Source organism: Janthinobacterium sp. P210006 (assembly GCF_036231885.1).
Classification (GTDB): domain Bacteria; phylum Pseudomonadota; class Gammaproteobacteria; order Burkholderiales; family Burkholderiaceae_D; genus Janthinobacterium; species Janthinobacterium violaceinigrum.
Window position 1 is genome coordinate 491,104 of record NZ_JAZARD010000002.1, and the last position, 13,628, is coordinate 504,731.

Here is a 13,628-nt window from a genome sequence, read left to right on the forward strand (position 1 = left end):
CGCAGTACTGAAAAACGCCGGCATCGTCCGGCGTTTTTTCATGGGCCGGTGCAACCTGACGCCACGCTCACTGTATCGCCAGCTGCCGCCCGCCCGTGCCCTCTTTCTTCGGCAAGTCCAGCAGCAGGACGCCATCCTGGTAGCGCGCCTGGGCACCCGCATCGTCCACTTCCTGCGGCAGCACGAAACTGCGGTACTGTTGCCCGTACTCGCGCTCGCTGCGCACGACCTTGCCGCCCGCGTCACGCGTCTCTCTCTCATTCTTGCGTTCCGCACTGATGGAGACCCGGTTGCCGTCGATCGACACCTTGATGTCGCCTTTGCTGACACCGGGAATTTCCGCCTGGACCAGATAGGCTTGCTCGGTCTCGGAAATATCGACACGCATGCGTCCATTGCCTACATCGCGCACGTGCAATACGGGCGCGAAAAAATCGTGCATGAATTCTTCCATGTCGCTGAAGGGGTCGAAACGCCCCAGCGGGTGCTGCGGATCGCGGCGGATCAGATGGTTGGCCATGATGTGTCCTCCTGCATGGGCTGGCTTGCACACGGTAGCCTCCCTGCCCCAGCATCTTGCGCTTGGCGCACGGACGCCACCACCTCCTGCATCTTAGGGCGCGAACGGCCAATCTCTTTGATCTGCCTCAATCGTGACCCGCTTGATTTTCCTGGATGGGCATTCCGTGCGCTGTCACGCATTGCATCGGCGTGCGGGTCCGCAATTCCCCCCCAAGGCTGTTATGCTAGCGCACGCTATGCTTGACCACTAGAAAGCTTGCATTTCAATTAAAATTGACTTTTTCGCGACAGCCTTACACGGACATGATGAATACCAAGACCCCGATCGACTCCTTCAGCTTTCGCCGCATCCTGGCCCGCAACGTTACCTTGCCACTGGTCATCGGGGTCGTCACCGCCCTCGTCTTCGTCGGCCTGATCGCCTACCTGCTCTCGGCCCTGCGCTCGGTCGAGCATTCCGAACGGGTGATCGGCAATGCGAATGAAGTCATGAAATTGTCCGTCGACCTGGAGACGGGCATGCGCGGCTACTTGCTGACGGGCGACGAAACGTTTTTGGCGCCGTATAAATCGGGCAAGGCAAAGATCGCCGTGGAAATGAATACCCTGCTGGAACTGATCTCCGACAGCCCCATCCAGGTGGACCGCCTGCGCCGCATCCGCGCCCTGCAAGGCCAGTGGATGGAATACGCCGAAGCCGTGATCGCCCAGCGCCGCAGCAACCAGGAATTCCTCGCGCGCGTGCGCCAGGGTGAAGGCAAGCTGGAGTTTGACGAAATCCGCCGCGAATTCCTTACCTTCCTGTCCATGGAACAGCGGCTGCGCCAGGAGCGGGCCGATACGGCAGAGAGCCGCACCATGCTGGCCGTGGTGGTATTCCTCGTCCTCAGCCTGGGATTGTCGGGCCTGCTGGCCTACCTGGGCCGGCGCGAGCTGCTGCGCCTGTCCGATATCTACAGCGATGCGCTCGAGCAGCGCGGCAAGGACAACGACGTGCTGCAGGAGCAGGCGTGGCTGCGCACGGGCCAGACGGAACTGGCGGCCCACACGAGCGGCCAGCTGGGCTTGCCGCAACTGGGACGGCATGTGCTGGACTTCCTCGCCCACCGGCTGGAAGTGGCCGTGGCCACCCTGTACGTCGTCGACGACGATGGCAGCCTGCGCCGCACGGCCGTGTACGGTTTCAACGAACAGGGCGTGAAGGACAAGCAGGTCTTCAAGCTGGGCGAAGGCCTGGTGGGCGAGACGGCGCGCGAGAAGCGCCTCAAGCACATCAAGCAGTTGCCGCAGGATTATCTGACCGTGACGTCCGGCCTGGGCCATGGCGCGCCGCTGGAACTGGTCCTGGCGCCCGTCAACAATGAAGGCGTCGTCAACGGCGTCATCGAGCTGGGCTTCACGCATCCCGTCAGCGAACGCGCCAAGGAATGGCTGAATCTGATTGCGGCAAATGTCGGCACCTCGCTGGAAGCGGCCCTGTACCGCCAGCGCCTGCAAAACGTGCTGGAAGAAACGCAGCAACTGAACGAGGAACTGGAAGTGCAGCAGGAAGAGCTGCGCACGGCCAATGAAGAACTGGGCGAACAGTCGCGCGTGCTGGAACAGTCGCAAGCCCACCTGGAAGAGCAAAAGGCGGCGCTGGAGCAATCGAACGAGCAACTGGCCGTGCAAGCGCTGTCGCTGGACCAGAAAAACATGGCCATCGGCCAGGCCCACGCCCAGCTGGAAGCGCGCGCCGAAGAGCTGCAGCGGGCCAGCCGCTACAAGTCCGAATTCCTGGCGAATATGTCGCACGAGCTGCGCACGCCGCTGAACAGCTCGCTGATCCTTTCCAAGCTGCTGTCGGACAACTCCAGCGGCAACCTGACGCCGGAGCAAGTGACGTTTGCGCAAACCATTTATTCGGCCGGCAACGATCTACTGACCCTGATCAACGATATCCTCGACATTTCCAAGGTCGAGGCGGGCAAGCTGGAATTGAACCCGGAAGCCGTGCCCTTCGACGAGCTGCTCAGCAGCATGAAGATGCTGTTCGGCGCCCAGGCGCAGCAAAAGAAACTGGGCTTTGACGTCAAGGTGGCGCCCGATACCGCGCCATCCTTCGTCAGCGACCGCCAGCGCCTCGAGCAGATCCTGAAGAACCTGCTGTCGAACGCCATCAAGTTTACGGATGCGGGCACGGTATCGCTGCACGTGAGCACCGATGCGGCCGGCCAGGTACGTTTCCAGGTGCAGGATTCGGGCATCGGCATCGCCGACGACCAGCAGCAAAAGATTTTCGACGCCTTCCACCAGGCCGACGGCACCACCAGCCGCCGCTATGGCGGCACGGGCCTGGGCCTGTCGATCTCGCGCGACCTGGCGGCCTTGCTGGGCGGCAGCATCGAACTGGCCAGCACGGCCGGCCAGGGCAGCACCTTCACCCTGGTGCTGCCGCACAGCATGCCCGAGCGCGCGCCGGAAGCCGCGCCGGCAGCCGTGGCAGCGTCATCCACGCCGCAGCCGTCCGCAAAGCCGGCCGCCGCAGCCGCACCCAAGGCGGCGCCCGCCGTCAAGCCCGTGCCCCTGCCCACCTTCCAGGACGACCGCGACAGCGCGACAGCGGGCAAGACGGGCCAGCGTTCCGTGCTGGTGATCGAGGATGAACCGTCGTTCGCGGGCATCCTGTTCGACCTCGCGCATGAAATGCAATACCGCTGCCTGGTGGCGCATGGCGCCGACGAAGGCCTGCGCCTGGCGGAAGAGTTCCTGCCCGACGCCATCCTGCTCGACATGGGCTTGCCGGACCGCCCGGGCTTGCTGGTCTTGCAGCAGCTCAAGGAAAACCCGCTGACGCGCCACATTCCCGTGCACATCGTGTCCGGCAATGACCAGATGCAGGAAGCCATGCAGCTGGGCGCCATCGGCTACGCCACCAAGCCGCGCACGCGCGAGCAGCTGAAGGAAGTGTTCCGCAAGCTCGAATCGAAGTTCACGCAAAAAATGAAGCGCATCCTGCTGGTCGAGGACGACGAACGCCAGCGCGAAAGCGTGGTGCACCTGATCAGCGACGACGACGTGGAAATCACGGCCGTGGCACTGGGCGAGCAGGCGCTGGAATTGCTCAAGACGCAGATTTTCGACTGCATGATCATCGACCTCAAGCTGCCCGACATCCAGGGCAACGAATTGCTCGAACGCATGGAACATGAAGAGCTGTGCTCGTTCCCGCCCGTCATCGTCTACACGGGCCGCAACCTGAGCCGCGAGGAAGAAGCGGACCTGATGAAGTATTCGCGCTCCATCATCATCAAGGGCGCCCGCTCGCCCGAGCGCCTGCTGGACGAAGTCACCCTCTTCCTGCACAAGGTGGAATCGGAACTGTCGAGCGAGCGCCAGGGCATGCTGCAGCAGGTGCGCAGCCGCGAGCGCGTGTTCGAAGGCCGCAAGATTTTGCTGGTGGACGACGACGTGCGCAATATCTTTGCCCTGACGAATGCGCTGGAACAAAAAGGCGTGGTGGTGGAAATCGGCCGCAACGGCTTCGAGGCCATCAGCAAGCTCAACAGCGTGGACGATATCGACCTCGTATTGATGGATGTCATGATGCCGGGCATGGATGGCCTGGAAGCGACGCGCCTGATCCGCGCAGACGGCCGCTACAACAAGCTGCCCATCATCGCCATCACGGCCAAGGCCATGAAGAATGACCAGGAAGAATGCCTGCAGGCGGGCGCGTCCGACTACCTGGCCAAGCCGATCGACCTGGACCGCTTGTATTCGCTGCTGCGCGTGTGGATGCCGAAGATGGAACGCATGTGATGGCACGCCATGTCAGGGAGCGGCGCTGATGTCCCAGCGCTATACGGACGCGCAGCTGCACGCGCTGATGGAAGCGCTGTATCAGCGCTACAGCTATGATTTTCGCGACTATTCGCTGCCCTCGCAGCGACGCCGCCTCAATCACGCGCTCGATCGTTTCCACTGCGCGGACCTGGCAGCGCTGCAGCAGCTGGTGCTGGCCGATGCCGCCGCCTTCGGCGGGCTGCTGCAGATTTTGACCGTGCCCGTCACGCAAATGTTCCGCGACCCCGCTTTTTTTCTCGCCCTGCGCGACCACGTGGTGCCCGTACTGAAGACCTACCCATCGCCGACGATCTGGGTGGCCGGCTGCTGCACGGGCGAAGAAGCGCTGTCGCTGGCCATCGTGCTGCACGAGGAAGGCGTGCTCGAGCGCAGCACGATTTATGCCACCGACATCAATCCGCAAGCGCTGGCCACGGCCGCGCGCGGCGTGTATCCGCTGCACCGCATGGCCGATTACGGCGACAGCTACCTGGCCGCGGGCGGCCTGGGCCAGCTGGCCGACTATTACACGGTCGAGCATGCGACGGCGCGTTTCCAGCAGCGATTGCTCGACAGGATCAACTTTGCCGACCACAGCCTGTCCACGGACAGCGTTTTTATTGAAACGCAATTGATTTGCTGTCGCAATGTCCTGATTTACTTCAATAAAACCTTGCAGGAGCGGGCCCTGGGCCTGTTCCACGACTCGCTGTGCCACCGGGGTTTCCTGGGTTTGGGCAGCAAGGAAAGCACGCACTTTACCCGCTTTGCCGCCGACTTCGAGCCATTGCCGGGTCCCGAAAAGCTCTACCGCAAGCGTGCGCCGTCGCACGCCGCTTCCCACTACGCTGGACGGCAAAGCCATGCCAGGAATGAAACATGATGAATGAAACAAGCACCAAACTGCTGATCGTCGACGATTTGCCGGAAAACCTGCGCGCGCTCAATGCGCTGATACGCGAAAGCGACCGCAGCGTCTACCAGGCGTCGTCGGGCGAAGAAGCGCTGGCCCTGCTGCTGGAACACGATTTCGCGCTGGCCATCCTCGACGTGCAAATGCCGGAGATGGATGGCTTTGAATTGGCACAATTAATGCGCGGCACGGAAAAAACGCGCCACATCCCCATCGTCTTCGTCACGGCGGCCGGCAAGGAAATGAATTTTGCCTTCCAGGGTTACGAAAGCGGCGCCGTCGACTTCCTGCACAAGCCGCTCGACATCAATGCCGTGCAAAGCAAGGTCAACGTCTTCGTGGCCCTGTACCAGCAGCGCAGCGAGACGCGGCGCCAGGTGCAGGCGCTGGAACACAGCCGCCAGCAGCAGGAAGCGCTATTGAAAGAGTTGCGCGCCACCCAGGCGGAACTGCAGCGTTCGCTGCGCCTGCGCGACGAATTCATGTCCATGGTGGCGCACGAGCTGCGCACGCCCCTCAATACGCTGTTCCTGGAAACGCAGATGCGCACCGTCAACCTCGAACGGGGCAACCTGGCCGCTTTCGAGCCGGATAAGCTGAACAAGATGGTGGCGCGCGACGGGCGGCAAATCCGCAGCATGGTGCGCCTGATCGACGATATGCTCGACGTCTCGCGCATCACCAGCGGCAAGCTGTCGATCCGCCGCGAAGCCGTCGACCTGACGTGCCTGGTGCGCCGCGTGGCCGACGACCTGGGGCCGTACGCGGCCGCCACGGGCAGCGTGCTGGAAGTGCTGGCCTTCGAGCCCATCCAGGGCTACTGGGATGCCTTCCGCGTCGAGCAGATCGTCGTCAACCTGATCAGCAATGCCGTGCGCTACGGCCAGGGCCAGCCCGTGGAAATCAGCCTGGCGCACACGCAGAACAGCGCCGTCATCGAAGTGCGCGACCATGGCATCGGCATCAACGCGCGCGACCAGGAGCGCATCTTCGATGCCTTCGAGCGCGTCATGCACCAGGACCGCACGGGCGGCCTGGGCCTGGGCCTGTTCATCACCAAGCAACTGGTCGATGCGCATGGCGGCGCCATCACCCTGCAAAGCCAGCCCGGCAATGGCGCCCTGTTCAGCGTCACCCTGCCGCTGGCCGGCAGCTGAGGCCGCCATGACCAGCACTCCTGTCTCCCGCAGCCAGGCCGGCACCAGCGGCGTGGCCTTTCTGCTGCAACTGGAACGGCGGCTGCGCCTGCTGCAAGACACGGGCGAGATCCTGTCCCTGTCGGCGCAGCTGCTGGGGCAGCGCCTGGGCGCCCAGCAAGTGGCCTGCTTCGACATTGCCCAGGCCCTGCAATGCCCCACCCTCCAGCATGCGTGGAGCGACGGCCTGGCGCCGGGCGCCGCCGGCGAATATTTCCTCGGCGATTATGCCGCCCGCCTGGCCGATACGCTGTCTGCTGGCCAGGCACTGGCCGTCAGCGACGTGATGAACGACCCGCGCACGGCCATGCCGGCCGCGCTGGCCACGTTTGCGCGCCTGGATATCCGCGCCTTCCTGAACATTCCCATCGCCAAGGATGGCCAACTGGCGGCCCTGTTCGTCGTGCACAGCCGCGCCGCGCGCCTGTGGCATGCGGACGAGATCGAACTGGCCGTGCAAGTGTCGGAACGGGTCTGGTCGACCATTTTGCGGGCCCAGGCGGAATCGCGCCTGCGCGCCCTCAGTGCCAGCATGGAAACGCAAGTGGCCGAACGCACGCGCGAATTCGGCCGCACCTGGAACGTCAGCCCCGATTTGCTGGGCGTGCTCAACCTCGACGGCTATTTCGAACACTCGAACCCCGCCTGGCAAGCCACCCTGGGCTGGTCGGCGGAGGAAATCCGCACGACGAAATTCCTCGAGCTGGTCCACCCGGAAGACTTGCCGCGCACCTATGCGGCCTGGGACGCGGCCAACCAGGGCCAGCCCGCGCTGCGCTTTGAAAACCGCTACCGCCACAAGCTGGGCGGCTGGCACTGGCTGTCGTGGGTGGCCGTGCCCGAGGGCGACAAGGTGTATTGCAGTGCGCGCGACATCACCGTGGAAAAGAAACTGGAAGCGGACCTGGCCGCGCGCAACAGCGAGCGCGAGCGCCTGTGGCGCAGCGCGCAAGACCTGATGGTGGCCATCGATGCCGACGGCTGCTTTGCCGCCGTCAACCCGGCCGCCAGCGCCATCCTGGGCTGGCTGCCCGAGGAAATGCTGGGCCGCAGCATCTTCGACTTCGTGCTGCCCGAAGATGCCGCCGCCACGCGCCAGGCGCTGGCGCAAGTGACGCACGAAGCCATGCCCAGCTTTGAAAACCGCTATCGCCACCGCGAGGGCGGCCATCGCTGGCTGTCGTGGTCGGCAGCGCCCGAAGGCGACCTGGTGTTCGCCACGGGACGCCACGTCACCCTGGAAAAGGAAGCGGAAAGCACCTTGCGCCGCATGCAGGAATCGCTGCGCCACAGCGAGATGGCCCTGCTGCAATCGCAAAAGCTCGAAGCGCTGGGCAAGCTGACGGGCGGCGTGGCCCATGATTTCAATAACGTCCTGCAAATTATCTCGGGCAATCTGCAGCTGCTGCAGCTGAACCTGAACGACGACCCGCTGGCCGCCAAGCGCATCGCCAGCGCCTCGGCCGCCGTGGAACGGGGCGCCAAGCTGTCGGCCCAACTGCTGGCGTTTGCCCGGCGCCAACCGTTGAAACCGCTGGTGACGGACCTGGCCCACCTGCTGCGCTCGACGGAAGAACTGCTGCGGCGGGCCACGGGCGAAACCATCGAGACGCGCTTGCTGCTGGCCGACGACTGCTGGCGCGCCCTGGTCGACCCGCACCAGCTGGAAAACGTCATCCTCAACCTGGCCATCAATGCGCGCGACGCCATGGATGGCCAGGGCCAGCTGACCATCGAGCTCAGTAACAGCGTGCTGGGCAGCGACTACGCGGCGCGCCATGCGGACGTGACGCCCGGCGACTACGTGCAGCTGGCCGTGTCGGATACGGGTACGGGCATTCCCGCCGACCTGCTGGACAAGATTTTCGAACCGTTCTTCACGACGAAGAAGGAAGGCGAAGGCACGGGCCTCGGCTTGAGCATGGCGTACGGCTTCCTGCGCCAGAGCGGCGGCCACCTGACGGTGGACAGCGTGCCCGGCCACGGCAGCACCTTCCGCATCTACCTGCCGCGCTCGCTCGAAGCGGAGACGGAACTGCCGCTGCAACTGGGCGGCCCCGTGCTGGGCGGCAAGGAAACCATCCTCGTCGTGGAAGACGACGTGCAGGTGCAGACGACGGTGGTGGACATGCTGCGCGGCCTCGGCTACGCCGTGCTGCGCGCCAGCGATGGCGAAAGCGCGCTGGCCATCGTGGGCAGCGGCGTGGCCATCGACCTGCTGTTCACGGACGTGGTGATGCCGGGCAAGGTGGCCAGCACGGCGCTGGCGCGCCAGGCCCGCATGCTGCTGCCGCAGCTGGCCGTCTTGTTTACCTCGGGCTACACGCAGGACGCCATCATGCAGGGCGGGCGACTGGAACCGGGCGTGGAGCTGCTCAGCAAGCCTTACCGGCGCGAAGATCTGGCGCGGCGCATCCGCCACCTGCTGGCCAATGGCCGCCACGTGACGGCTCTGCACCAGTACCGCGCGCAGCTGGCGCCGCAGCCGCCCGCGCCGGGGCTGCAGCCCGGCATGCGCCACATCCTGCTGGTGGAAGACAATGCGGACGCGCGCGCCATGACCAGCGAACTGCTGTCCATGCTGGGACACACGGTGCTGGCCGTCGGCACGGCCGAGGAAGCATTGCCCCTGCTGGGCACGCCCGGACTGGAACTGCTGCTCACCGATATCAGCCTGCCGCACATGTCCGGCGTCGAGCTGGCCGAACTGGCGGCCCGCGAGCGGCCGCAGCTGGAAGTGGTGTTTTCCACCGGCCATGCGCCCGCCAATTCCGGCGTGCTGGACCCGGCCGCGCGCTTCCTCGTCAAGCCATTTACCGTCGAGCAACTGCAGCAAGCGCTGCTGGCGCCCGCCGTCCCGCCTGCGTAACCGGCCAAAGCTGCCCAAGCTGCCTAATAGACTTCCAGCCGGCGCGCCTTCAGTGCGCCGGCCAGCTCTTCCAGTCCAAACGGCTTGCGCAGGAAGCGCGCGCTGGGGTCCTGCATCAGGCTGGAACCCCAGTCATGCCCGGAAGCAAACACCACGTCCAGCTGGGGCCAGTGCGCGCGCGCATGGCGCGCCAGTTCCAGGCCCGACATGGTGGGCAGGCTGATGTCCGTCACCAGCACGTCCAGGCCCGGCATGGCCAGCAATGGCAACGCTTCCTCGGCGCTGGCCACGCCGTGCACCGTGTGCCCCAGCATATTGAGCATTTCCGTCGTCATTTCGCGCGCGTCGTCATTGTCTTCCACCAGCAGGATGCGCCGCCCGGACGGGTCGGGCGCGCCCACCAGGCGGCGGTCGGCCAGCAAATGGCGCACGCGCCGCGCCAGGTCTTCGCGCCGGTACGGCTTGCTCAGCAGTTCCACGCCCGGGTCCAGCCGCCCGCCCTGCATGATGGCGTTGTGCGTATAGCCCGAAGTAAACAAGACGGCCAGTTCCGGCAGCAGCAGCCGGGCCTGCTGCGCCAGCTCCTTGCTGCTGACGGGACCGGGCATCACCACGTCCGTAAACAGCAGGTCGATGGCCACGCCCGTGCCCAGCAGGGCCAGTGCCGAGGCGCCGTCGTCCGCATGCAGCACGTCGTAGCCGAGGCCGCGCAGCATGTCGACCACCGTATGCTGCACGGGCGCATCGTCTTCCACCACGAGAATGGTCTCGCTGCCGCCCAGCACGGGGCCGGACAGGCCCGGTGGCGGCTCGGCCAGCGTTTCCAGCGAACGGGGCAGATAGATCTTGAAGGTCGTGCCGGCGCCCGGCGCGCTGTGCACCTTGATGTGGCCCGCGCTCTGGCGGATGAAGCCGTAGGCCATGGACAGGCCCAGGCCCGTGCCCTCGCCTTCGCGCTTGGTGGTGAAGAACGGCTCGAAGATCTGGTCGATCACGTCGCGCTCCATGCCGTGGCCCGTGTCGGTGATGGTCAGCAGCACGTATTGCCCCTCCAGCACGTCGGCATGCAGGCTGGCGTAGGCGGCATCGAGCGTGACATTGCTCAAGGTAAAAGTCAGGCGCCCGCCCCCTTCCATTGCGTCGCGCGCATTGATGGCCATGTTGAGCAACACGTTTTCCATCTGGTTCGGGTCGACCAGGGTATGCCACAAACCTTCGCTGATGAAAGTTTCTTCGGAAACCGCCTCGCCCAGGGCGCGGCGGATCAGCTCATGCATGCGGCGCAGCAGATGGCCCAGGTCCGTCACCAGCGGCTTCAACGGCTGGCGCCGCGCAAAGGCCAGCAGTTGCGACGACAGCTTGGCGCCCCGCTCCACGGCCGAGGCTGCCGAATCGAGGCGCTTGGCCGCCTGTGGATTGTCGGCCACCGTCAGTTTCAGCAACTGCAAATTGCCGGAAATGATTTGCAGCACGTTATTGAAATCGTGGGCCACGCCGCCCGTCAGCTTGCCGATCGATTCCAGCTTCTGCGCCTGCAGCAGCGCCTGTTCGCTGCGCACCAGCGCCAGCCGCGCCTCTTTTTCATCGGTGACGTCGCGGCCGATGGCGTGGATCAGCTTTTGCGCCGGCACGGCCGTCCAGGAAATCCAGCGGTAGCCCCCGTCGCGGCGCCGGTAGCGGTTTTCCATGCGCAAGGTGGGCGCGCCATGGGCCAGCCGCGACAAGTCCTTCAAGGCGGCCATGCGGTCATCGGGATGCACGAGGCTGATGAAATCCATGCCCAGCGATTCGATTTCCGGCCGGTCCAGGATCTGGCTCCAGGCGGGATTGACGGCGATGATCATGCCGGCCAGGTCCGCCACCAGCATGATATCGGTCGACAGCCGCCACATGCGGTCGCGGTCGGCCGTGCGGTTGGCCATTTCCACTTCCAGCGAGGAATTCAGGTAGGCCATCTTTTCCAGCACGTTCTTCTGTTCCTGCACGTCCGTGTTCGTGCCCACCCAGCGCAGCACCTTGCCCGCCTCGTCGAACAGGGGCAAGGCGCGGGCCAGGAACCAGCGGTAGGCGCCGTCGCTGGCGCGGCGCATGCGGAATTCGTATTCGTAGGCGCTGGCCGTGGCGACGGCCCGTTCCCAGCTTTTCTGCGTGGCCTGCACGTCGTCCGGATGCACGCAGTTGCGAAAACCGCTCGACACGAGGGACTTCATCGATTGTCCCGTGTACTCGCACACCTGTTCGTTGACCCAGTAGGTGGCGCCGCTGCCATGCGCAAGCCAGGCCTGGTTGGGCATGGTCGAAGCGAGCGAACGGAACTGCGCCTCGCTGTCGAGCAAGGCATTGCGCGCCTGCCAGTGCTCGTCGATATCCTCGCACGAGCCATACCATTTCACGGCCTGGCCCCGCTCGTCGAGCCGGCAGTAGGCGCGCGAATGCACCCAGCGGTACAGGCCGTTCTGCCAGCGCACCCGCATTTCCGCATCGAAAGGCTGGCCGCTGCCCACCGCCTCGCTCCAGGCCGCCAGGGAATGGCGCACGTCGTCGGGGTGGATGGCGTCCAGCCAGTTGGTGCCCAGGCCGCTGCAACCGGTCCATTCGCGCCAGCGCTGGGCCACGTAGTCGAGCTTGCCATCGATATCGGCCGTCCACAGCACCTGCGTGTTGAGTTCGATGGCGTAATGAAAATGTTCGCGGCTGTCGTGCAGGGCTCTTTCCAGCTGGCCCCGCTCGATGACATGCGCAGACACGCGCGCGGCCAGCGCCAGCAATTCGATTTCAGGCTGGGTGGGATGGCATGGCGCCTGGAAAAACAGGCCCAGCACGCCCAGGATATGTCCCTTGGCGCCAAACACGGGAGCGACCCAGCAGGCGCGGTAGCCGTGCAGCATGGCTTCCTTGCGTCCCGCGCTCCAGTTCACGTCGCGCGTGATGTCGCCGCAATACACGGGCGCGCCGGAAAAGGCCGCCGTGCCGAACGGCGAAGGCAGTTCACCGCCGTGGCGCAAGGCGAGGCACAGGTCTTGCGGCAGGCTGGGCGCGGACAAGCCGCAAAAGCGGTCGGCCTCGTCGATGAGCACGAGGCAGGCATGGGCGCCGCCTTCGGCCAGGTCTTGCAGCGCCAGCAACAAATGCTCCAATGCATGGGCCAGGTCCGCGCCTGCCGCGATACTGCCCAGCGCACCATGCTCGGCGTCCAGCAATGAAAGAATGTTGTTTGCGTGCACCGTGTCGATAAGGGAAAACTGATGCCCGGAATATACCATGGGGCACCCCTGTTGAAGGAGGAAAACAGCTCAGTGTTTCATGCCCGGGCCGGACGCAGGCAGGCGGACGGCCCTATGCTACAGTGTTGTTCTCTTCTCAAGCGTAACCTATGATGCCCACGTCCCTGCCCTCCTCCCTGATCGCCACCGCCCTGCTCGCCGCTACCCACGGCGCCGTCGCCGCTCCCATGAGCCTGGACGACTACCTGGCCCTGAACGGCCCCGCCCCCACGGCGCAGCTCGTCTATGGTCCCGCGCCGTCGCAGTATGCGCAGCTGTTCCGGCCCGAAGGCAGCGGACCGTTCCCCGTCGTCGTGCTCGTGCATGGCGGCTGCTGGACGGTAGCCTTCGGCGGCATCAGGCAGATGCGCAACGTGGCCGGTGCCCTGGTGGCGCAAGGCATCGCCGTGTGGAATGTGGAATACCGGCGCGTGGACGAGCCGGGCGGCGGCTACCCGGGCACGTACGAAGACATGCACGCGGCGCTGGACAGCCTGCAGCAGCACGCGCCCCAGTACCAGCTGGACGTGGACCGCATCGTGGCCATGGGCCATTCGGCCGGCGGCCAGCTGGTGCAATGGATTGCCGGGAGGGAAAAACTGCCGAAGACGAGCCCCCTGTACCGCGACAAGTTCCTGCCCGTGAAAAATATTATCAGCCTGGGCGGCCTGGCCGACCTGCGCCATGAAAAAGAGTTGATCAAGACCAGCTGCGAGCGCGACATCGCGCAACTGGCAGGCAGCGCCAGCACAGAGCGCCCCGACATCTACAGCGACACCAACGCGGCCGAGCTGATCCCCAACGGCAGCCGCACCGTGCTGATCACAGGAGAATTGGACACCATCTCCCCGCCCCGCGTGGCGCACGATTACGCGGCCAAGGCAATCAAGGCCGGCGACCATGCGGAAGTGCTGATCTTGCCGGGCGCCAGCCATTATGACGAGATTGCGGCCACGTCGCATGCGTGGACGATGATTTTGCCGGTGATTCGGCAGATGCTGGGGATGACGGACGGCAAGAGCCGATAAGGCAGGCGATCG

The 13,628-nt window shown here is 64.9% G+C and carries 7 protein-coding genes; 5 read left to right on the forward strand and 2 right to left on the reverse strand.

Features of this window, described 5'->3' with window-relative positions; translation table 11 throughout:
* Positions 1 to 67: 67 nt before the first annotated feature.
* On the reverse strand, positions 68 to 520 hold the full coding sequence (locus VPH41_RS10655) for an Hsp20/alpha crystallin family protein (RefSeq protein ID WP_328569972.1): 453 nt from the start codon (positions 518 to 520) through the stop codon (positions 68 to 70).
* 308 nt (positions 521 to 828) lie between these two features.
* Between VPH41_RS10655 and VPH41_RS10660 the strand changes: the two genes are divergently transcribed.
* From VPH41_RS10660 to VPH41_RS10675, 4 genes are read left to right on the forward strand one after another with little or no spacing between them, the layout of a single operon-like run.
* Positions 829 to 4,323: a response regulator gene (locus VPH41_RS10660; protein WP_328569973.1), complete on the forward strand. Its 3,495-nt coding sequence runs from the start codon at positions 829 to 831 to the stop codon at positions 4,321 to 4,323.
* A gap of 28 nt (positions 4,324 to 4,351) precedes the next feature.
* Entirely contained in the window at positions 4,352 to 5,230 is an 879-nt protein-coding gene (locus VPH41_RS10665; protein WP_328569974.1) for a CheR family methyltransferase, read from the forward strand.
* The gene (locus VPH41_RS10670) at positions 5,227 to 6,417 is read left to right on the forward strand and encodes a hybrid sensor histidine kinase/response regulator (RefSeq protein ID WP_328569975.1); all 1,191 of its coding nucleotides are present in this window, start codon (positions 5,227 to 5,229) and stop codon (positions 6,415 to 6,417) included. Before VPH41_RS10665 ends, VPH41_RS10670 begins: the two co-directional genes overlap by 4 nt.
* Positions 6,418 to 6,424: 7 nt before the next feature.
* On the forward strand, positions 6,425 to 9,325 hold the full coding sequence (locus VPH41_RS10675) for a hybrid sensor histidine kinase/response regulator (RefSeq protein ID WP_328569976.1): 2,901 nt from the start codon (positions 6,425 to 6,427) through the stop codon (positions 9,323 to 9,325).
* 23 nt (positions 9,326 to 9,348) lie between these two features.
* On the opposite strand, the gene VPH41_RS10680 is transcribed toward VPH41_RS10675, so the two are convergent.
* Positions 9,349 to 12,588 carry a PAS domain-containing protein gene (locus VPH41_RS10680; RefSeq protein WP_328569977.1) on the reverse strand — a complete coding sequence of 1,080 codons (3,240 nt, stop codon included), beginning with the start codon at positions 12,586 to 12,588 and terminating at the stop codon, positions 9,349 to 9,351.
* 113 nt (positions 12,589 to 12,701) lie between these two features.
* On the opposite strand from VPH41_RS10680, the gene VPH41_RS10685 reads away from it, so the two are divergent.
* Positions 12,702 to 13,616, forward strand: coding sequence for an alpha/beta hydrolase (locus VPH41_RS10685; RefSeq protein ID WP_328570514.1), 915 nt, complete (start codon positions 12,702 to 12,704; stop codon positions 13,614 to 13,616).
* Positions 13,617 to 13,628: the final 12 nt, after the last annotated feature.